Genomic DNA, 18934 nt, shown 5'->3' with positions numbered 1-18934 from the left:
ATGAGCAAAAATGCATGGAATCGCCCGGCCGGGGCAGATGGTTTTGTGCCGGTAATCGTCTTACGCCAGCGCTTGGCCGCAATGTATGGTGCCAGATGGCAGGCTTTGTTTTCGGATGAGTCTGCCGTAATCGCCTGGCAAGATGAAGCCGCCGCCTATTTGTACGCCGAAGGCATCAAGTGGCAATGGATGCGGCTGGCTTTGGATCGTTTGCGTGGCCAGTTAAAGGCCGAATCATTACCGCCCAGCTTGGGGGAGCTGGCGGCAATGTGCAGACCTGAAACAGATTATGCGATTGCTTTTGAAGAAGCTAAGCGCAATGCGCAATCACCTGATCCATTGATGGCCAGTTGGAGCAGCCCGGAATTATATTGGGCGGCATTTGATTTTGGCTTTACCACGCTGCGCTCTGCCTTTTACCGAAGTAAAACCAAGGTGCGCTGGATTGAGGTTTATGCCCGGCGGCTGGAAGCAGAACATTGCCCGGCTATTCCGGCAGCAGAACCGGTAAAGATCTTTCAGCGGGCCACAAGGTTTGCCAGGGATGAAGCCATGGCTGCATTAAGAGCGCAAATGATCGTCGCTTAAGTACGCAGTACCAAAAATAAAGCCTGACAATGATCGGGCTAAGAGCCTCGGGGAATGATTGGGGACAATAATGCAATTCAAAAATATTAAATCTTTACTGGCTTGGGCGTTTCAAATTGAGTGCTCGGCAGGCATTAAAATTGCGACTTATGGTGAGCAGACTGGTGCAGGCTTTGGTGCCATGAGTATGGAGGACCAGCGCTATCAGGCCGCGATGGTGTTGGCTAAGGTGGGCAGGTTGTGTGTAGAAGAAAGGGCCGCTTTATGGGCGTTACATCTGCAGCGAGATACAGAAATGATTTATTTGGCAGGGGTCATTGGCGGGAGGTTTGGTTTAACTACAAACCAAGCGCTTATTCGTAAGTGGGCCACGGGTTGTGGAGTGCCAACTTGCCGTCAAGTCGCGGCTCTTCATGGTGTTGGCCGTACCCGCGCTAATGAGTATGAGCAGAAATACGTCATGCAACTGGAGCTGCTTGCGACGAAGGCATACGCCACTATTGAGGAGCAGTGCAGAGAGCTATTGGCGTGTCGTAATGAACTTACAATGATCTCTGCTTGACTTTAGTTCCGGACAAAACTACCATGTTTTCAGCGGATACAATCACGCCTACAAAATACAAAGCCCTGAGAAATCGGGGCTTTTTTGTTGCCCGCCGTTTGAACCCATCGGCCTGATGGCCAGCCCCCAGATCCCCAATCGTATGCATTCAGCTTGAATGCGTTTTAGTGCTGGCCGTCAGCCCAATGGGTTTTATTTTTGTTTTAAGTCTTCGGTTATTCGGGAATGGATAAGCAGCACTGGTGAGCAAGTCAAGCATAACAAGGTTTGTAGTCGAAAAAAACGATAACGATGAAGCTAAGTTATAGATATTCATATGCTTTATGAATATGCTGTATTATTTCTAATAAATTAGGATAAATACATTTATTCTTGTCAAGAAGATGTCGTTAATTTGAGGAAGTACAGCATGTATAATTTATTAGTGACCGCTGAGGATAATGCTTGGGATTCAGGTACTTATACATATGATAGGAGTCGCTTTCTTGAGCATACAAATGAAGAGGTTGCCAAACAATTTAGCTTGCTAAGTGACGATGAAATTAAAAGGTTAAAATCTTTTCCATGTCTGTTTATGTATGAACGTGGAACGGAAGGGCCTGTTCGAGTTGGCAGGATAAGTAACATAATAAAGACTGCTAAAAGTATAGAAATTTCATTTGAATTGAATAATGAAGTAGTTGCGATAGATTTTTTGTCTGTAAATAATATTGCATTTGATTTGGATATTAGAAAGTGGGAAAATAATCGTACTCATTGGGCGGTTAAAGATAAAGATTTAATTTCTATTTTAAAAGAAAATAAATTTATTGGTTCGTATGATTTTCCTAAAGATGAAGCTGGCCCTAGTGAAGTGGGCAATAGTAAAGTATTAGAGGTGAAAACAGTACAGAGTTTTATAGAGGAAATACTGAAATGTAAAGCGGGAAAAGAATTTTCTGTTTTCTATCGAGGACACTCTAATCGTGATAAATATAAGTTAGAGCCATCTTTGTTCAGAAAGAATGATAAGGGTGACTATATGTATTTGAAAGATGAAGATGCCCTCTATAGAGAACTAATTGTTTCAAACTCGGCAGATTTTGCTTCTGATGAATCTACAATAGATCGATTGGTTAGAATGCAGCATTACTCCCTGCCGACAAGGCTTTTTGATATAACTTCAAATCCATTGATTGCGCTGTATTTTGCTTGTAAGTCAATGGGGAACAGTGAGGGGGGTGAGGTTATTGTGTTTACTATTCCTAAGAAGGAAGTGAAACACTTTGATTCAGATACAGTTAGCTGTATTGCCAACCTTGTTAGGCTTACTCATGAAGAAAAAGAAGATATAAAATACAATATTTCTGATGTTGATGAGTTTAATAAACAAGATCAAGTCAAAAGGCTTGTTCATTTTATTCGTAAAGAAAAGTCATTTTTTAAAAATGAAATTGTTCCAGAAGATTTGCGGAAAGTTGTTTGTGTGGAAAGTAAAAGAAGTAATGATAGAATATACTCTCAATCCGGTGCTTTTTTATTGTTTGGTTCTGAGGCTATTTTGGCAGAGACAGGGGCTGATGATATTGTAATTTTTAGAATTAGAGTTTCAAAGGAAAATAGTATTTTGCAAGAACTTGATCTTTTGAATATTAATGAAAGCACAGTTTTTCCTTACATTGAAAACTCTGCTAAATATATTGCTAGAAAATATGAATTTAATAACGGTTGAATTTTTTTAATAGGGTTTTTAAATCGTTTTATTGATTGTTAGCCTAATATGTTCAAAGTGGATCAGCCACCAAAGCTCAGCCCATCGGCTGGGCTTTTTTATTTGGTGGCCATGCCGTTCACTTGTTTTATTAAGCCTCGAAGGAGGTGATCTGGCTACGAGCCAAGCACCTTGACCTTTCATACGATTCTGAGATTCCCCGCCGGGGACCCTGGCACTTTCCGAGGCAGTACGGGGCCTTGGACTCGCAGCTTCTTTTTAGTGGCTGTCGGGTGAAGTTAGTGAAATTTCACCTCAGGTGAAATCGAGTGAAATCCTAAAATAACCGGTGAAAGCATGGACCCATATCTGAGCAAGAAGGCCTTTGCGGATTCGCAAGGCTGGTCGCCCAGCTATGTGACCAAGCTGTTAAAAACAGGCCGTTTAATTCTTTCCCCCGATGGTAAGAAAGTCGATGGTGCCGCTACTCTGGTGCTGATCGGTAAAACCATCGACCCCGCAAAAGAGGGCGTGCGGCAACGGCATGAGCAGGCGCGGATTCAGCGCGATGTGTATAACGAAGTCCACGCCGACAGGCCGGTTCTGCCGGTTAAAGCCGCTGCAGTGCCTTTGTCTGGCGAACTGATGTTTACCGACTTTCAGGAAGCCCGTACCAGCCGTGAAGGCTATCTGGCCAAACTGGCTAAGGTGGAATACGAGCGTGTCTGCCAGCAGACGGTGGACCGGCAGGCGGTGCTCGATGCGGCCCACCGCTATGGCCGCCTTTTGCGCGATACCTTGCTGGGTGTACCCAAACAAATCTCGTCTGATCTAGCAGCGATCACTGATCCGTGGGCGCTTGAGCAGCTGTTAACCGAGCGTTTACGTCAGACGCTGGAAGACGTTTCTAAATTGGGCAAAGACGATATGGATCGCGCCATGAACTAAGGACCCCACGATGTATGCAGACGGATTTACCACTTATCTGGATGGCTTTGCCGCAGGCCTGATGCCTGATCCGGCCTTATGGATTGATGAATGGGCCGACCAGTATCAGCGGATCCCCACCGATTCGGGCGCCGCTGAGCCGGGCAAGTATTTAACCCGTCGCACGCCGTATGCGCAGCAGGTGATGCGGGTGTTATCTCCGACGCATCCTTGCCGCCGGGTGGTGGTGATGGGCGCTTCGCAGATGCTGAAGACGCAGGTGTTTTTAAACTGGATGTGCGCGGTAATCCATATGGCGCCCAGCAATATTCTGGCGCTGGAGCCGTCCTTAAATCTGGCAAAGCGTTTGTCTGGGCGCATCGGTAAAAACATCGATGCTATTCCCGTGCTGCGCGAAAAAGTCGCCTCCCCACGTAGCCGCGACAGCCGCAATACCATCGATACCAAAGAATTTTCCGGCGGCACTTTGATGATTACCACCGCGGGCTCGGCCGCCAATCTGGCCGAAGTCAGTGCGCGTTATTTATACGGCGATGAGATTGATCGCTGGGAGCGCAATGTAAACGAAGAAGGCGACCCGGTTGATCTGGCCGAGGCGCGGACCAGTACCTTTGGCCGTAACGCCAAGATTTATTATTCCAGTTCGCCCACGCTTGAAGGCTCCAGCCGGATTAATGATCTGTATTTGGAAGGCACTCAGCAGCGATTTTATGTGGGCTGCCCGCATTGCGGCGAGTTTCAGACGCTGGTGTTTGAGCAGCTGCGCTGGAATAGCGAGCACAGCGAGGCCCACTATGTGTGTACTGCCAGCGGTTGTCTGATTGATGAGCACCATAAAACAGCAATGCTCCCTGCTGGTGAGTGGCGGGCCGGTGCGGCAGGAGACGGGGAAACCGAATCCTTTCAGATTAATGCTTTAAATATGCCGCTCGGTTGGGTGTCTTGGGGCTCATTACTGAAGCAATATGAAAAAGCCGCCATTGCATTACAGCGGGGAGACCCGGAGCCGATGCAGGTTTTTTACAATACGCGGCTGGCACAGGTTTGGGATAACGCGCAAGAGCGCACCCGAGGCAGTGAGCTGATGGCGCGGGCCGAGGACTACGCTTTGCGTAGTCTTCCGCTGGGCGTGTTGATCCTGACGGCCTCTGTTGACGTGCAGGCCAACCGCTTGGAGCTGCTGATTAAAGGCTGGGGCGAAGGGCTGGAAAGCTGGACCATCGATCATCGGGTGATGATGTGTGATCCGGCCGAAGAGCGCTCATGGGAAATGCTGGATGAAGAATTAAAAAAAGAATTTATTCACCCGCATGGCCAGAGCATGGGGATTTCTGCGACGGCCATCGATACCGGTGGCCATCACACGCAGGAGGTTTATCAGTTCTGCCGGCTGCGCCGTTATCGCCATGTGCTGGCGATTAAGGGCGAGAGCAAACGAGGCCGGCCGATTCTGGCGGCGCGGGCCAGCAAGGTCGATGTCACTTGGCGGGGAACCACCGATAAAGGCGGTTGTGAGCTGTGGATGATCGGAACCGACACCGCTAAAGACTGGCTTTATAACCGTTTTAAACTACTCGACGGGCCGGGCGCGCAGCACTTTAGTAAAGATCTACCGGCTGAGTTCTACGATCAGCTGACGGTAGAGCGCAAAATCCGGCGCTTTATTAAAGGCCGTGAAATCACCGACTGGACCAAGGCCAAATCAGACCGCAATGAGGTGCTGGATTTAACCGTATACAGCTTAGCGATGGCGCATTACATGGGCTTGCACCGTTTTCAGCAGGCCGATTGGAATGTGCTGAAGATGCGCTACGCGCAAACAGGCTTATTTGATGAGCCCAAGCCGGCGCAAGCCCACGCATCACCCCGACGAGACCCCGCAACTGCGGGGTCTTTTGTTTCTGACCCTCCCATTGCAGCTCGCCGGGTGGCGCGCTCTGGCTATTTGAAGCGACGTTAATATGGCATTTACTCAGCAAGATCTGGACGCAATCAATAAAGCCATCGCCCGGGGCGAGCGGGTGATTCAGTACGCAGACCGCCGGGTTGAATACCGCAATATTTCTGAGCTGATTGCGGCGAGGCATCTCGCGATCAGTGATCTGTCAGTACAAGCGGGCCATGCTAAAACGCGTCAGCACCGGATGTTTCATGCCGGAAAGGGGATCTGATGGCTTATTCAGCACTGGCTTCTAAGGGGTTTATCTTGCCGGCGCGTTTAAAAAACAGTTATGACGGCGCAGGGCAAGGGCGCCGGGCGGCCAACTGGCAACCCGGCGGCAACGGTCCGGTCAGCACCGGCAGTGCTGGTTTACAAACACTGCGAAATCGCAGCAGGGCGGCGGTTCGTAATGATCCTTACGCCGCCACGGCACTGGATAAGCTGGGCAGTAATCATATCGGCACTGGCATTGTGCCGATGCCTAAGCATTCAGACGCGACTATTCGCCGTGAATTACAGGATTTATGGGGCGATTGGTGCGAGGAATCGGATGCTGACGGCCAGCTGGATTTTTATGGCCAGCAGCTGTTGGCGGCCCGCTCGATGTTTGAGTCTGGCGAGTGTTTTGTGCGCCTGCGGCCGCGTAGCCTGAAAGAAGGATTGGCCGTGCCTTTGCAGATCCAGATTTTGGAACCGGAGTTTATCCCGCATGACAAAAATGGCAAGGCGCCCAATGGCAACGATATTCGGCAAGGGATTGAATTTAATCAAACTGGCCAGCGTATTGCCTATTGGATGTATCGCAGCCATCCAGGCGAGCGGGGTCAGGGTGTTTATAACGATCTGATCCGCATCGAGGCCAGTCAGATTCTGCATATCTTTGAACCCACCCGACCGGGGCAGCTGCGGGGTGTGCCGCATCTGGCACCCGTTTTGCTGCGCATGAAAACGCTGGATGAATTCGATGATGCAGTGTTGTTCCGGCAAGAGGTGGCCAATCTGTTTGCTGGTTTTATCAGCAAGCCCAGTCCGGAAGGCGCAATGTTCCCCGGGATGCAGACCACTGAAACGCAGGGCTTTTCGATGGTGGGTTTAGAGCCCGGCACGATGCAGGAGCTGGAGCCGGGCGAAGAGGTGGCGTTTTCTAAACCGCCGGATGCTGGCAATAACTATGACGAATTTATGCGCCAGCAACTGGCTGCGGTCGCGGCTGGGATTGGCTTGCCTTATGAGCTGCTCTCCGGCGACTTACGCAATATCAGTGACCGAGTGATGCGCGTCATTTTGAATGAATTTCGCCGAAGGGTGGAGCAACGGCAGCACGGTGTTTTTGTGCATCAGTTGTGCAGGCCCACTCGTAATGCCTGGATGGATATGGCGGTGCTGTCGGGGGCGATTGTGTTGCCGGGCTATGCCAATAATCCGCGTGTTTATCGCCGGACTAATTGGGTGCCGCAAGGCTGGCCGTATCTGCACCCGGTACAGGATGTGCAGGCCGATCAAAAACTGGTGCGGGCTGGGTTTACCAGTCGCTCTGCCGTCATTCTTAAACGCGGTGAAGACCCTGAAACGATCGATCGTGAGATCGAAGAAGACAACGCCCGGGCAGACCGGATGAATCTGCATTTTGATTCTGATGCCCGCCTTGTCGAGGCAGCAGACGGATCTCCAAAGGAAAATGATGAAGATGAAAAATAACGCTCCGCGGCTGATGAATAGTGCCGCATCTGCGGGTGATGGCAGTGGCAGCAGCTGGTACAGCATTCGCAATGCGGCGGAAGGCAAGCCCGATGCACCGATCGAAGTGTTTTTATACGACCAGATCGGTGACTGGGGCATTCGTGCTGCTGATTTTATCCGTGATCTGAATGCGGTCGATGATGGCAAGCGGCCGGTGGTGGTGGCGATTAACAGCATCGGTGGCGATGTATGGGATGGTCTTGCCATTCATAACGTGCTGCGCCGCATGGGTGAGCGCGTTACGGCTCGTATTGATGGCCTTGCCGCCAGTATTGCCAGTGTAATTGCAATGGGCGCTCATAAAGTGGTGATGCCAGACAACGCCATGCTGATGATCCATAACCCAGCAACGGTGGCGATGGGGGAATCGGGTGATTTGCGGGCGGTGGCTGATTTTATGGATCAGGCCAAGCAATGCCTGATTGCTTGCTACCGTGTGAAAGCCAGTGGGGTGGATGTTGAAACGCTGTCCAAAATGATGAATGAAACCACATGGTTGACCGCGCAGGAGTCGCTTGCGCTGGGCTTTGCTGATGAGATTGCACCGACCGTCAATATGCAGGCCAGTGCAGCAATGACTGCGGCGGTGGGCCGGATCGGTAATGCGCCGGTGGCATTGATGGCTGCGCTAAAGGATTCGGCAGAGATCGTGCCGCCTGATTTACCCCCTGAGCCCGCGCCGGTGATTCAACCGGTTGATACCGTGGCCATGGCTGCACTGGCGGCTGAGTTATGTAATAGCGCTCAATTGCCCAGTGTCGCCGTGATGCGGGTGGTGGCTGTTTCGGCGCTGGCCAACGAGCAGGCGGTACGGAGCAGCGTGAATGAAGCGATCGCCATTCGCGATATGACGCTGACGGCCAAGTTGCCAGAAATGGCGGCCAGTCTGATTGCCGCAGGGATCAGCATCGATGCGGCGCGGGAGCGCTTATTTAACAAATTGGTGACGGCGGCGGGGGAAGAGCTGGATGCGACTCCACCTGATGAAACACCCGCCAAACCGGTGAACAGTGGCCCGAATGCCCACAGTATTTATGCACAGCGCCGCTCTCCGGCGGTTAATCCCATCACGATCCGAGGTTTATCATGAACGTCATTACTCAAAAGGCCCGCGCGGGTCAGTATTTACTGTCAACCGTGGGTACGCTGAGCGCCGATCTGGCGCAACTGGCCGCTGGGCCTGCTTTGCCTTCTGGGCAGATTCTCTCTTTTGATGACAAAACACTGCTCTATTCGGCCTATGCCGCACCGGCTGAAGGCAGTAAGGCGGTGGTTAAAGCCAGCGCCATTTTGTATGCGCCGGCAGGAGCGCGCGAAGCGCCTTTGCAAGTGACGATCACGGCCCGGCTGGCCGAGGTCAGTGCGGCTGAATTGACCGGTTTAGATGCGCAGGTCACGGCGCAACTGGCTGAACTGAACATTATCGTCCGCTAAGGCCGATCTCCCCCTCTACCCATAACCCAGCGCTGCTGGGTTTTTTCATTTAAGGAAGCCGCTATATGGCTAGCATCGATATTTTTAACGACGGCGCATTTTCTATGTCCACACTGACCGCGGCAATTAATAGCATGCCGCATGTGCCTGGGCGTATCGGGACGCTGGGTCTGTTTGAAGAAGAAGGCATCACTACGACCACGGTGCAGATTGAAAAAGACGGCGATACGCTGGCGCTGGTGTCAGCCGGTGAGCGCGGCGCACCTGGGCAAGTGGTTGGCGGAACCAAGCGTCAGCTGATCCCGTTTAATACGATTCACCTGCCACAGCGCTCCAGTATTCGTGCTGATGAGGTGCAAGGCTTGCGCTCATTTGGTAGCGAGACCGAAATGGAATCGGTGCAAAACCTTGTCTCCAAGCGCCTAGCTAAACATCGCCGCCAGTTGGATGCCACGATTGAGTTTCACCGCATTGGCGCTATCAAGGGTGTGATTCTGGATGCGGATGGCAAGACGCCGCTGCTTAATTTATATGACCGGTTTGGTATTAAACAGGTCGTGATTACGATGGATCTGGCTAAGCCGGATATGCATTTACGCAGTAAGTGCCTTGAAATTCATGAGGCGATCGAGGATGCGCTTGGTGCCCTGACGCATACAGGGGTGCGGGTGTTTTGCGGTAAAAATTTCTGGGCTGCATTGCTCTCCAATGATTCGTTTGAAGCCACTTATTTAAACAGTGAGCTGGCTGCCGCATTGCGTGGCGAGCCGCGGGAAGTGATTGAGTTTGGCGGCTGCGTCTTTGAGCGTTATCGCGGCAAAGTAGGTGGTAAGGCCTTTGTCGGTGATGACGAAGCCTATGCCGTACCGGAAGGTGTAACTGAGCTATTTGTAACGCGCTTTGCGCCAGCTGATCATATCGAAACCGTGAACACCAATGGCCTGCCGTATTACACCTCACAAGAAACCATGCTCCACGGCAAGGGCATTGATATGGAATCACAATCTAATCCACTCAATCTCTGCACTCGGCCCGGTGCGGTGATCAAACTCAAGGTGTAAGCCATGTTTCGCGATCTGATTGCAGAAATGGATACGGCTGTTTTTGATTCGCTGGGAGACCAAGCGCTGATTGACGGGCAGCCGGCGCAAGGCATGTTTGCTGCGCCTTGGCTGCAGCCCATGATCGGCAAATTAAATACCGGCCTGCGCGAGCCGCATTTTGTGGTGCGAGACGAGCGAGCCCATGGCGTGATTAAAAACAGCCGTGTCAGTGTGGCGGGACAGGGGGAATACAGCGTCGTGAATCTGGAGCCTGATGGCAGCGGGCTGACGGTACTGGTGCTAAGGGGGATTTATGATTGATATCAAGATCGATTTTGATGATGCATCGATCAAAGCCTTGGCTTCTGGGCTGAGTCTTCATGCGCTGGAGCGTGCGACGAAACGGGCGGTCCGAAAAACCGCTTTGTGGACGCGCACGCATTTGCTGCGGGAGCTGAAAGACGGCGGGATCCGCCGCAAGATGATTGTGCATCGTGTCCGGATCTACGACAAACAATGGCGGGAAGGCAGCGATGGTGGGCCAGCCGTCAAAATCTGGTTTGGGATTTCGGCCCTGAATGCGGATGAGCTGGGTAAACCTATTAAAACCGCGAGAGGCTATCGGGTGAAGTCATGGCATTTTGAAGCCGCGTTTACGCCCTCTAAAAATTCACGGTTTAACGGCAAGTTGTATCAGCGCACCTCAAAGGCCCGCCTGCCGATCAAGCGGGCAAAGGTGGAGGTAGATCTGATGGCTAATACGGCTTTTTCCAGAGTTTCGGGTTTGATACCCGGCCGCTTGCAGACCCTGATGCAGCAGGAATTAAATTATGAGCTGCATAAGCTGTCCGGGAGGGCGCGCTGATGGATATTGCTGATTTGCACCGGGCTATCGAACAGCAGCTACAGGGCGTTTTTCCGAAGATGGAAGTACTGACCTATCCGGATTTAGAAGGGCGGGTCAGCTTACCTTTACTGCTGATCGAGCTGGCTGAATTTAGTGATGGCACTCAGCCAGGGAATGGCGAGTTGTCTTTAATTGCCCGCTTTGAAGCGCGGCTGGTGATGGATCCAACCCGCGCCGATGCCGAGTTACATATCCGGCAGTTAGTTTGCCGCTTGGCCGCAGCCATTCATTTTAAAACTTGGGGCCAGCCAGTGGGTTTGGCGCGGATTCAAAGCGTTGCCCCGGATGGATTTAAAGGCGAACTAGAAGGATATCTGGTCTGGTGCGTGACCTTTGAGCACGAGCTTCATGTGGGAGACGTAGAAGAATGGCCGATTCCAGAGTTGGGCGAGTTGTCACCTTATGATGACAACAGGCAAGAACCCGCTGATGCCTATTTGAAACCGCAAGATCTATAGGGCAGAACGCGATGCGTTATGAGATATCAGAATTAGACCGCATGTTGTCTGGCTTGCTGATTCCTGGCGTGGTATCTGCTGTTGATGCGGGCAAGGCCAGAGTGCGAATCGCCTCAGATGGTTGGGTATCAAGTTGGATTCCTTGGCTGGGTTTAGCTGCGGGTAAAGCACGGCACTGGCGCCTGCCTTCGGTGGGCGAGCAAGCATTAATGCTGAATCCATCCGGGGAGCCAGACAATGGTTTTGCGCTGGTGGGTTTTTACACCGATGCGCTGGGCCATGACGGGCGAGCCAATGTGGTGGCGTGGCAGATGCCCGATGGTTGCAAAATAGAGTATGACTTCACCGCTGGCGCCGCCCTGATCAATGGCTGTAAAGCCGTGACTGTGAATGCGGCAGAGAGCGTCACGGTTAAAGCCACCACCATTACCCTTGATGCCGATAATGTCATCGTGACCCAGAATTTGACGGTAGGCGCGGCTATTAATCATCTGGCTAATGGCGGCGCGAAAGCCAGCTTTGGTGGTGCAATTGAAGCCAAAGGCGACGTGAGCGCGGGAGATATTAGCCTGATGAAACACGCACACAGGGAGCAGGGCGATGGGCAGATGACGAGTGAGGCGGTTTGAATGGATGCTATTTTTTTTTAAGGAAGTTAAAATTAATAGTTATGAATGGTTATCGGCTCTCGTCTGAGAAATTGTATCAATCGATGGTGCTCTAATTTGTATTTCTGGATATTTTAAAAGTGATTCATAACTTTCTTTTTCTAGTTCTATAGTTAAATCATTACAAATATTTTCATATTCTATATTTACCCAATTCATTGTGTGGTTAATTAATAATCTTAAATTGTTGTAGAAGCCATTGTTGAGAGTGACAGCCTCTGTCGATGTGGAAATTATTTTTTCTATTTTATAGGGCTTGTCTTTGCTAGCTATTATGGCCCCTGTATGACTTTGCGAAAATGAGTTTTCATCATGAATAAAGTGCTTGTCGCGCAGATGTTTGAATTCTTTATGTGTTTTTAAGGCGGGTGGGTTATTTCTGTAAATACGCTCTGCAGAAAGTGGACCTCTGCTTTTGGAGTTACCAAAACATTTTATGTAGAAGATTATTGCAGAGCGCCAAAGTGACTCTTGAATAAGTCCTGAATCCTCATAGGAGTATGTCACTGCATTGAAATAACTTTCTGCAAAGAGTAAATCCATTTTGTGCAAACTAAGATGAGATAAGCGTTTAGATTTTTCGCCAGTTAGTTTGATAACTCTTACTGCGTCAGGAAAACCTTCAATGTGCATGGTACCATTGTTTGTATTTAATTCAATTGGTTCCAAAATATGATCTCTTATCGGTGAGGCATGTTTGTAGGATTTAATATGCCTTAATTAAATAAGATAAATTAGATTTTACAAGTTTTATAAAAAATGTTTCCTTTTTTACGCCCCAGCGCTTCACGGCTCTGGGGCGTTTTTACATCTGCAGGAGGCCAATATGGCTAAGCCCAGTAATACACCGATTCAGCCCGTTTCCTTTACGGATAAGGCTTTTCGATCCCGAACGATTCTTCTTGATGATGGCCGCTCGTTTGCGGTGATCAATCGCGCCATCAGTAGCGACGATGATGTACTGATTGCTCATCTGGATCAGCGCCTAGACTTTGAGCGTTTGATCCTGCCGCCTGCCAGCGAGGCTTAATCCGATGATGGGCATGGATCGCACAACAGGGCAGCTCATGTCTGGCTCTGCTCATCTGGCTCAATCCATTGCCGATATTTTGACCACGCCCTTGGGCAGCCGCAGGGAGCGGCCAGAATATGGCAGCCATTTACCACGCATGGTGGATTTGCCGGTCAATGCGGGCTGGATTGCAGCGGCGCAAGCGGAGATCGCCCGCAATCTAGTGCGCTGGGAGCCGCGGATTAAAGTCAGCAAGGTCACGATTATTTCTGTGATTGATGGCAGGGTGAATATGAAAATTTCAGGGATTTATCTGGGCGACAGCATGTTGCTGGAGGTGACCGCATGATCGATTTAAGCCAACTCCCGCCGCCACAGTTGCTGGAAACGCTAGATTTTGAGGCGATCTATGCCCGTAAGCTGGCGCAGTTTAAGGCGATTTATCCCGATTGGAGCGCGGTGCTAGAAAGCGACCCAGTAGTAAAACTGCTGGAATTATCGGCCTATCAGGAGCTGATGCTGCGGGCCTGGGTGAATGATGCGGCTGTGTCCACCATGCTGGCGTATGCGCGGGGCACCGATTTGGACAATAAGGCCGCCGATTATGGCGTTAGCCGGCTGTTGATGACGCCCGCCAATCCGGATGCAGAGCCGCCACTTGAGGCTGTTTATGAAGAAGATGAGCGTCTGCGTTATCGCTGCCAGATGGCGCTGGAAGGTTTATCGGTGGCCGGTTCACGCGGAGCTTATTTATTTCATAGTTTGAGCGCGTCGGCACAGATTGCGGATGTGTCCATTGATGCCCCCGTGTTTATGGCGGTAGCGATCAGTGATGAGCTGCGCCATCAGTTGCCAGCGGATAGCCTTGTTTTGGCTTGTACTTATGATGCGGGTTTGTTGTTGCCTTTACCGGGGGATGTTTCGGTCACGGTTTTACCACATGCACCCGATATTGATGGTTCTGTTTTAACGGCCGCCGTGCAAACCGCACTCTCTGCTGATGATGTAAGGCCGCTGACTGACCGGCCCAGAGTACAGCCAGGCAGCAGGATCGGGTTTAAGGTGGCGGCACAGATTGAGCTGGAAAATGGCCCTGCATCACAGTCTGTGCTGGCAGAGGCAAAAGACAGGCTGGAAATCGCGCTGAAGAGCGCCAGAAAACTGGGCGGTACTTTGTCACGCTCGGCCATTTTTGCTGCCTTGCATATTGCTGGGGTTCGCCGTGTCACGCTGGCTGAGCCGGGGGCTGATATCACTTGTGACGCACGGCATTTTCCTCAGTGTGAGGGCATTACGCTGGAGGCGATATGAGCTTACTGCCTCCCAATGCCACATCGCTTGAGCTGGCCTTATCAAGTGCTTGTTGTTCAGAGCTGGACCCCTCACCCATTGCCTGCCTGGGGGCGGCTAAATTCTGCCCCGTGCCCTTTTTGCCCTTACTTGCATGGGGGGCATCTGTTGAAGGGTGGGAGCTGGCCATTACCGAACAAATGCAGCGTGATTTGATTGCTAATTCGCTGCCAACGCATCGGATTAAGGGCACCGTCGGCGCGGTTAAAGGGGCGCTGGCGGCGCTTAATATCAATGTGGATTTGATCGAGTGGTGGCAAACATCGCCCAAAGGGAGTCCGCATAGTTTTTCGCTCATGGCCTGGGCCAATGAGAATCGTGATGGTGGTGCGCCGCTGAGCCCAGAAACATATCAGCAAATTAAAACACTGGTCGATGAGCTTAAGCCTGTTCGTAGTTATTACGAGCTGATCACGGGGTCACAATTTAATCAGTCGCTGGCCTTGGCCAGCAGGGCCGATCTCACAACCCTCAGCCGTTTTGGCGCTGATATTAAGGCGGCGCCGCTCGCTTTTACGCAGGAAATGGCGCTTGCCAGTGCCTCCTGTTTTTTTACCCTGACTCGCATCGCGATGGAGATTCAATGAGTGCGCTTATTCCGCTGATGACGGATGCGGGGCTGGCTGCTTGTTTTAATGCCAGCAGCACCGGCCTTGATATAAAGATCGCGGCCATTGCCGTGGGCGATGCTGCTTATCGCCCTGACCGCACACAAATAGCCTTAAAAAACGAACGTGCCCGCCGCACGCTCACAGGGGGCGAGAAAGTCGGCCCGACGCAAATTCATGTCAACACCCTGCTCGACAGCAACGAGGACTTCTGGATTCGAGAGGTGGGGTTTATTTCGGATACGGGTATTTTGATCGCGGTATGGAGCCATCCGGATACCCCTTTGGTTTACAACAAAGCAGGGCAAAAGCACCTGCTTGCTTATGACTTAGCGCTGAGTGCTGTGCCGGCGGACAGTATCAATATTATTTCAATGAATGCGCCAATCAATCTGATGCTGGCTAAAGAACTAACCCAATTTGCCGCTGGGCTAATTCGAACCCAGCACATGCTTATTCAAACAAAACTATAAGGATTAAATATGTCGACGCTTGAGTCTCAAGTTGCGGATTTAGTTACGGCCACAACCGCCCTGACGGGTAGCGTGAATGATCGGATGGATCAGGTCGTGGCTATTGCCAAAGCCAAAGTAGTAGAGGGAAAAACCATCACAAACAGTACGCTGGATGCTTGCCTAATCGGGCTAAGTAATGCTGCAGATGGAGCCTTTAAAAAATTAAACAGCGAACAGCTGATTACAGGGGCAGGGCGGGGAGGTGTTTATCTGACACGGGGGACTAATTTAGGTGATTACGCTGAATTGACATTTGGCATTAATGCTTCCGCGAGAAATCTTGGCCGAGGAGCTGGTATTCGTTCTGCTCGTGTCAATATGGGGAGTGGTGGCAATGACGGAGATTTAGTTTTTTATACCTCTAATGGCACTGCTGATGGCGTTGCAGATGCACCCATGGCTATGCGATTGGATCAAGCTGGCAACTTATTATTAGGAATAGGTTCAGCATCCTGCCATGTGCTTTATAAGTCGGTGCCAGAAGGCGTTGCCGTTGCGCAAGTCTTTGGTGCGGGCTCCAATGTAACCGCTGAATTCAGAGCCGTAACCGCCCTGGGGATTAATGCTGCAAATGCAGGGGTACTTTTAGGTAAAAACTCAGTGACAGGGCGCTCTTTGAATGCGGGGGGAACGCTTAATGCCAGTGGCGCAGATTATGCCGAATATGAGTATAAAGCTGCTACATGTGCGCCTGTATTGGCCGGTCAGATTATTGGTTTTGATGCGGGTGGTTTAATTACGGATCAATTTTCTAAGGCAGTCACATTCGCCATTAAATCTACCAATCCAAGCATTGTCGGTGGTGATTCATGGGGAGATGAAAATGTGGTTGGCCTTAAACCTCAAGAACGACCAGTGCCTGAGCTGCCAGCGTTACGCATGGAACCCCAAAGTCCGGCACCAGATCAGTTTGATGGTGATATCAATATGTTTCATTCTGCAATCAGTGAATATCACGAGGACCACCTTCTCTGGCTGAGTGAGCAGGCTGAACATGCATGTTTATTAGAGGCTGAAAATTTAAGACAGGCCAAAGCGGTGCAGGACTATGAAGCGGAACTGGCGGTCTGGGACGCTAAATTAGAGGCGGCCCGCGCCAATGTTGACCGGATTGCATATTGCGGCAAAGTGCCGGTACTGCTGGCTGGTGCAAAGTTAGGTGATTATCTGCTGCCAGTTACGAAGGGGGCAGGTATTTCTGGCCGCTGGGTCTCATCTGCCGACATTGATCAAGTGCCAGGTGACTATCGCCAGGCCATTGGCCAGGTGCGCAAAGTATTAAATGATGGCACAGCGATCGTTGTGGTTAAGCCTATTTAGAATCATTTTTTAATAAGTTTTTTATTTATTTCACCCGCCCTAAGGCGGTTTTTTTTCGCCTATTTTCAGGAGGCCCTATGGCCGGAACAGGTGGTTTTTTCCATGGCGTGACGGTTACGCTGGTGGATACAGGGCCGCGCGTCATTGCGCTGCCGTCTTCATCGATTATTGGCATTGTCGATACATTTACACCGGGTGCGGGTTTGGCTGCGGCAGATACCCCCATTTTGATTACCAATTTACGGGAAGGCGTAGCGCAGTTTGGCGAAGAGAGCGCCATGGCTAAGCGTCTCAAAGAAATCTACGCCCAGGCTGCTGCCGTAGTGGTAGCGGTTGGCGTCAGCCAAACCGCTGAAACGCCGGCACAGCTGACCAGCGCCATTATTGGTGGCGTTGATGCCAAGGGTAAGCGCACCGGTTTACAGGCTTTGCTGGATGCAAAATCTAAAACCAATCAATCCCCGCGGCTGATTGTGGCGCCGGGCCACAGCAGCAGTGCGGCCGTGGCCTCTGCCATGGTTTCACTGGCCGATAAGCTGCGGGCGATCGCCATCATTGACGGCCCCAATACCGACGATGAAGCGGCGCTGGCGTTTGTTAAAAATCTGGGCAGCAAGCGCTCCTATGTGGTGGATCCGGGCCTGCGGGTTTGGGATAGCAAGCTGAGCGCCGAAGCCGATGCACCCGCATCGGCGGCCACTGCGGGTTTGTTTGCCCGTCAGGATGCCAGTGTCGGTTTCTGGGCCAGCCCGTCTAATACCGAATTCAGCGAAGTGCTGGGGACCAAGCGCCCGATTGAATATCTTTATGGCGATGCCACCTGCCGCGCCAATCTGCTGAATGAAGCGCATATCACCACCATTATTCGCGAAGGCGGCTTTCGCCTCTGGGGTAACCGTACCTTGTCGGCGGATCCAAAGTGGAGCTTTGTCACCCGGGTGCGCACCGTGGATATGGTGATGGATGCAATTCTCAAAGGCCATCAATGGGCGGTGGATCGCGGAATTACCAAAACCTATGTCAAAGATGTGACTGATGGCTTGGATGCTTTTATGCGCGACCTTAAAGCGCTGGGGGCGGTGATTAATTTTGAAGTGTTTCCGGACCCGGATAAAAACACCGCCAGCGCAATCGAGCAGGGACGTATTTATTGGACCATCCGCTTTACCGATGTACCGCCCGCTGAAAACCCTGTCTTCCAGGTGGAAGTGACCAATCAATGGATCACCGAAGTCCTCGACTTCGGCCGCTAAGGAGCGCACACGATGATTCCTCAAGTTCTTACCAATTTAAATATGTTTCTCGATGGCCGTGGCTTTGCCGCCAGGGTGATGGAAATTACGCTGCCCAAGTTAAAACGCAAAACAGATGCCTATCGGGCCGGTGGGATGGATGCCGAAGTCGATATGCCCATGGGACTGGAAAAACTGGAGTGCGGTTTTACGCTGGCCGGCGTCAGCCCAGAAGCGCTGACTTTCTTCGGGATTGCTGACAGCACCTTGTTTGCCGGCAATTTTCGGGGGGCATTCACGGATCAGAAAGGCGCAGTGATGGCGGTGATCGTGACTTGGCGAGGCCTGCTGACCGAAGTGGATTCCGGTAGCTGGAAGCCGGGGGACAAAAGCGAAACCAAGTACAGCGCCAGCCTGAGCTATTACAAGCTGGAAGTGGATAACCGGGTGATCTTTGAAATTGATCCGGTCAACGCAATCCGCATTATCAATGGCAATGACGAGCTGGCCGCAGAGCGCGCCGCAATCGGCCTTTAATCACAAAGGCCCGCACACGGCGGGCCGATCAGGAAACCATCATGCAAGAAATGATTAAGTTAAGCACCGCCATTAAATTAAACGATGTGCTGGTGAATCAGCTGCAGCTACGTGAGCCGACGGTGGGCGATCAACTCGATGTGCAGGTCTTGGGCAAAAGCGATGCGGAGCGGGAACAGCTGATGTTTGCGCGGCTGTGCGATTGTGCGCCCAATGATCTGCGGCAGCTGACCTTGCGCGATTACAAAAAGCTGCAGGACGCTTATTTTCGTTTACTTAGCGATGATAGGGAGCCATGAGTGGTGGCCGTTAGCCAGACGGCTGGCGCGTGAGCTGGGCTGGTCGCGTGAGACGGTACGCAGTGTGCCGGTTAGCGAGAT

The 18934-nt window shown here is 51.3% G+C and carries 24 protein-coding genes; 23 read left to right on the top strand and 1 reads right to left on the bottom strand.

Annotated elements, in window-relative coordinates; translation table 11 throughout:
* The 14 genes from VN23_RS12890 to VN23_RS12825 all read left to right on the top strand — a co-directional run bounded on the left by VN23_RS12890 (window position 1) and on the right by VN23_RS12825 (window position 11941).
* The gene (locus VN23_RS12890; RefSeq protein WP_046352258.1) at window positions 1-588 is read left to right on the top strand and encodes a hypothetical protein; all 588 of its coding nucleotides are present in this window, start codon (window positions 1-3) and stop codon (window positions 586-588) included.
* A gap of 70 nt (window positions 589-658) precedes the next feature.
* Entirely contained in the window at window positions 659-1150 is a 492-nt protein-coding gene (locus tag VN23_RS12885) for a hypothetical protein (protein WP_046352257.1), read from the top strand.
* Between the two features lie 409 nt (window positions 1151-1559).
* The gene (locus tag VN23_RS12880) at window positions 1560-2861 is read left to right on the top strand and encodes an FRG domain-containing protein (protein WP_046352256.1); all 1302 of its coding nucleotides are present in this window, start codon (window positions 1560-1562) and stop codon (window positions 2859-2861) included.
* Between the two features lie 336 nt (window positions 2862-3197).
* The gene (locus VN23_RS12875) at window positions 3198-3788 is read left to right on the top strand and encodes a hypothetical protein (RefSeq protein WP_046352255.1); all 591 of its coding nucleotides are present in this window, start codon (window positions 3198-3200) and stop codon (window positions 3786-3788) included.
* A 10-nt stretch (window positions 3789-3798) separates the two neighbouring features.
* A complete protein-coding gene (locus VN23_RS12870; protein WP_046352254.1) occupies window positions 3799-5748 on the top strand; it encodes a phage terminase large subunit family protein in 1950 nt (649 codons plus the stop codon).
* Window position 5749: 1 nt separating this feature from the next.
* On the top strand, window positions 5750-5959 hold the full coding sequence (locus VN23_RS12865) for a phage head-tail joining protein (RefSeq protein WP_046352253.1): 210 nt from the start codon (window positions 5750-5752) through the stop codon (window positions 5957-5959).
* Complete coding sequence (locus tag VN23_RS12860; RefSeq protein ID WP_046352252.1) at window positions 5959-7428, top strand: phage portal protein; 1470 nt, start codon at window positions 5959-5961, stop codon at window positions 7426-7428. Before VN23_RS12865 ends, VN23_RS12860 begins: the two co-directional genes overlap by 1 nt.
* Window positions 7418-8560, top strand: a complete 1143-nt coding sequence (locus tag VN23_RS12855) for a head maturation protease, ClpP-related (protein WP_046352251.1) — start codon at window positions 7418-7420, stop codon at window positions 8558-8560. The genes VN23_RS12860 and VN23_RS12855 overlap by 11 nt, the downstream gene beginning before the upstream one ends.
* On the top strand, window positions 8557-8904 hold the full coding sequence (locus tag VN23_RS12850) for a head decoration protein (RefSeq protein ID WP_046352250.1): 348 nt from the start codon (window positions 8557-8559) through the stop codon (window positions 8902-8904). The genes VN23_RS12855 and VN23_RS12850 overlap by 4 nt, the downstream gene beginning before the upstream one ends.
* Before the next feature lie 65 nt (window positions 8905-8969).
* Window positions 8970-9965, top strand: coding sequence for a major capsid protein (locus tag VN23_RS12845; RefSeq protein ID WP_046352249.1), 996 nt, complete (start codon window positions 8970-8972; stop codon window positions 9963-9965).
* Window positions 9966-9968: 3 nt separating this feature from the next.
* Window positions 9969-10268 (top strand): head-tail joining protein, encoded by a 300-nt coding sequence (locus tag VN23_RS12840; RefSeq protein WP_046352248.1) that lies wholly within the window; start codon window positions 9969-9971, stop codon window positions 10266-10268.
* Window positions 10261-10812 (top strand): hypothetical protein, encoded by a 552-nt coding sequence (locus tag VN23_RS12835; RefSeq protein WP_052746625.1) that lies wholly within the window; start codon window positions 10261-10263, stop codon window positions 10810-10812. The genes VN23_RS12840 and VN23_RS12835 overlap by 8 nt, the downstream gene beginning before the upstream one ends.
* Window positions 10812-11312: a hypothetical protein gene (locus VN23_RS12830; protein WP_052746624.1), complete on the top strand. Its 501-nt coding sequence runs from the start codon at window positions 10812-10814 to the stop codon at window positions 11310-11312. The genes VN23_RS12835 and VN23_RS12830 overlap by 1 nt, the downstream gene beginning before the upstream one ends.
* Window positions 11313-11323: 11 nt before the next feature.
* Window positions 11324-11941, top strand: coding sequence for a phage baseplate assembly protein V (locus tag VN23_RS12825; RefSeq protein ID WP_052746623.1), 618 nt, complete (start codon window positions 11324-11326; stop codon window positions 11939-11941).
* Window positions 11942-11980: 39 nt separating this feature from the next.
* Here the strand turns inward: VN23_RS12825 and VN23_RS12820 are convergent, their stop codons facing one another.
* Window positions 11981-12649, bottom strand: a complete 669-nt coding sequence (locus VN23_RS12820) for a hypothetical protein (protein ID WP_156455201.1) — start codon at window positions 12647-12649, stop codon at window positions 11981-11983.
* Window positions 12650-12806: 157 nt separating this feature from the next.
* Here VN23_RS12820 and VN23_RS12815 point away from each other — a divergent pair, with 157 nt between their 5' ends.
* From VN23_RS12815 to VN23_RS12775, 9 genes are all read left to right on the top strand, one after another.
* Window positions 12807-13010 (top strand): hypothetical protein, encoded by a 204-nt coding sequence (locus VN23_RS12815; RefSeq protein WP_046352247.1) that lies wholly within the window; start codon window positions 12807-12809, stop codon window positions 13008-13010.
* A 4-nt stretch (window positions 13011-13014) separates the two neighbouring features.
* Window positions 13015-13341, top strand: a complete 327-nt coding sequence (locus tag VN23_RS12810) for a GPW/gp25 family protein (RefSeq protein ID WP_046352246.1) — start codon at window positions 13015-13017, stop codon at window positions 13339-13341.
* A complete protein-coding gene (locus tag VN23_RS12805) occupies window positions 13338-14303 on the top strand; it encodes a baseplate assembly protein (protein WP_046352245.1) in 966 nt (321 codons plus the stop codon). The genes VN23_RS12810 and VN23_RS12805 overlap by 4 nt, the downstream gene beginning before the upstream one ends.
* Window positions 14300-14929 (top strand): phage tail protein I, encoded by a 630-nt coding sequence (locus VN23_RS12800; RefSeq protein WP_052746621.1) that lies wholly within the window; start codon window positions 14300-14302, stop codon window positions 14927-14929. Before VN23_RS12805 ends, VN23_RS12800 begins: the two co-directional genes overlap by 4 nt.
* Window positions 14926-15423 carry a phage tail-collar fiber domain-containing protein gene (locus VN23_RS12795; protein ID WP_052746620.1) on the top strand — a complete coding sequence of 166 codons (498 nt, stop codon included), beginning with the start codon at window positions 14926-14928 and terminating at the stop codon, window positions 15421-15423. Before VN23_RS12800 ends, VN23_RS12795 begins: the two co-directional genes overlap by 4 nt.
* 9 nt (window positions 15424-15432) lie before the next feature.
* Window positions 15433-16785 carry a hypothetical protein gene (locus VN23_RS12790; RefSeq protein WP_046352244.1) on the top strand — a complete coding sequence of 451 codons (1353 nt, stop codon included), beginning with the start codon at window positions 15433-15435 and terminating at the stop codon, window positions 16783-16785.
* A gap of 77 nt (window positions 16786-16862) precedes the next feature.
* Window positions 16863-18038, top strand: coding sequence for a phage tail sheath subtilisin-like domain-containing protein (locus VN23_RS12785; RefSeq protein ID WP_046352243.1), 1176 nt, complete (start codon window positions 16863-16865; stop codon window positions 18036-18038).
* A gap of 12 nt (window positions 18039-18050) precedes the next feature.
* Window positions 18051-18554, top strand: a complete 504-nt coding sequence (locus VN23_RS12780) for a phage major tail tube protein (protein ID WP_046352242.1) — start codon at window positions 18051-18053, stop codon at window positions 18552-18554.
* A gap of 41 nt (window positions 18555-18595) precedes the next feature.
* Window positions 18596-18853, top strand: coding sequence for a phage tail assembly protein (locus VN23_RS12775; RefSeq protein ID WP_046352241.1), 258 nt, complete (start codon window positions 18596-18598; stop codon window positions 18851-18853).
* Window positions 18854-18934: the final 81 nt, after the last annotated feature.

The organism is Janthinobacterium sp. B9-8 (assembly GCF_000969645.2).
Lineage (GTDB): Bacteria > Pseudomonadota > Gammaproteobacteria > Burkholderiales > Chitinibacteraceae > Iodobacter.
This window is presented reverse-complemented; position numbering and strand designations above follow the sequence as displayed.

What these genes read in the sequence shown, in the direction of transcription:
- VN23_RS12860 (WP_046352252.1), top strand. Translation starts at nt 5,959, where the DNA reads ATGGCTTATTCAGCACTGGCTTCTAAGGGGTTTATCTTGCCGGCGCGT.
- VN23_RS12775 (WP_046352241.1), top strand. Translation starts at nt 18,596, where the DNA reads ATGCAAGAAATGATTAAGTTAAGCACCGCCATTAAATTAAACGATGTG.
- VN23_RS12875 (WP_046352255.1), top strand. Translation starts at nt 3,198, where the DNA reads ATGGACCCATATCTGAGCAAGAAGGCCTTTGCGGATTCGCAAGGCTGG.
- VN23_RS12870 (WP_046352254.1), top strand. Translation starts at nt 3,799, where the DNA reads ATGTATGCAGACGGATTTACCACTTATCTGGATGGCTTTGCCGCAGGC.
- VN23_RS12825 (WP_052746623.1), top strand. Translation starts at nt 11,324, where the DNA reads ATGCGTTATGAGATATCAGAATTAGACCGCATGTTGTCTGGCTTGCTG.
- VN23_RS12855 (WP_046352251.1), top strand. Translation starts at nt 7,418, where the DNA reads ATGAAAAATAACGCTCCGCGGCTGATGAATAGTGCCGCATCTGCGGGT.
- VN23_RS12850 (WP_046352250.1), top strand. Translation starts at nt 8,557, where the DNA reads ATGAACGTCATTACTCAAAAGGCCCGCGCGGGTCAGTATTTACTGTCA.
- VN23_RS12790 (WP_046352244.1), top strand. Translation starts at nt 15,433, where the DNA reads ATGTCGACGCTTGAGTCTCAAGTTGCGGATTTAGTTACGGCCACAACC.
- VN23_RS12795 (WP_052746620.1), top strand. Translation starts at nt 14,926, where the DNA reads ATGAGTGCGCTTATTCCGCTGATGACGGATGCGGGGCTGGCTGCTTGT.
- VN23_RS12840 (WP_046352248.1), top strand. Translation starts at nt 9,969, where the DNA reads ATGTTTCGCGATCTGATTGCAGAAATGGATACGGCTGTTTTTGATTCG.
- VN23_RS12835 (WP_052746625.1), top strand. Translation starts at nt 10,261, where the DNA reads ATGATTGATATCAAGATCGATTTTGATGATGCATCGATCAAAGCCTTG.
- VN23_RS12780 (WP_046352242.1), top strand. Translation starts at nt 18,051, where the DNA reads ATGATTCCTCAAGTTCTTACCAATTTAAATATGTTTCTCGATGGCCGT.
- VN23_RS12805 (WP_046352245.1), top strand. Translation starts at nt 13,338, where the DNA reads ATGATCGATTTAAGCCAACTCCCGCCGCCACAGTTGCTGGAAACGCTA.
- VN23_RS12810 (WP_046352246.1), top strand. Translation starts at nt 13,015, where the DNA reads ATGATGGGCATGGATCGCACAACAGGGCAGCTCATGTCTGGCTCTGCT.
- VN23_RS12890 (WP_046352258.1), top strand. Translation starts at nt 1, where the DNA reads ATGAGCAAAAATGCATGGAATCGCCCGGCCGGGGCAGATGGTTTTGTG.
- VN23_RS12815 (WP_046352247.1), top strand. Translation starts at nt 12,807, where the DNA reads ATGGCTAAGCCCAGTAATACACCGATTCAGCCCGTTTCCTTTACGGAT.
- VN23_RS12785 (WP_046352243.1), top strand. Translation starts at nt 16,863, where the DNA reads ATGGCCGGAACAGGTGGTTTTTTCCATGGCGTGACGGTTACGCTGGTG.
- VN23_RS12845 (WP_046352249.1), top strand. Translation starts at nt 8,970, where the DNA reads ATGGCTAGCATCGATATTTTTAACGACGGCGCATTTTCTATGTCCACA.
- VN23_RS12830 (WP_052746624.1), top strand. Translation starts at nt 10,812, where the DNA reads ATGGATATTGCTGATTTGCACCGGGCTATCGAACAGCAGCTACAGGGC.
- VN23_RS12880 (WP_046352256.1), top strand. Translation starts at nt 1,560, where the DNA reads ATGTATAATTTATTAGTGACCGCTGAGGATAATGCTTGGGATTCAGGT.
- VN23_RS12885 (WP_046352257.1), top strand. Translation starts at nt 659, where the DNA reads ATGCAATTCAAAAATATTAAATCTTTACTGGCTTGGGCGTTTCAAATT.
- VN23_RS12865 (WP_046352253.1), top strand. Translation starts at nt 5,750, where the DNA reads ATGGCATTTACTCAGCAAGATCTGGACGCAATCAATAAAGCCATCGCC.
- VN23_RS12800 (WP_052746621.1), top strand. Translation starts at nt 14,300, where the DNA reads ATGAGCTTACTGCCTCCCAATGCCACATCGCTTGAGCTGGCCTTATCA.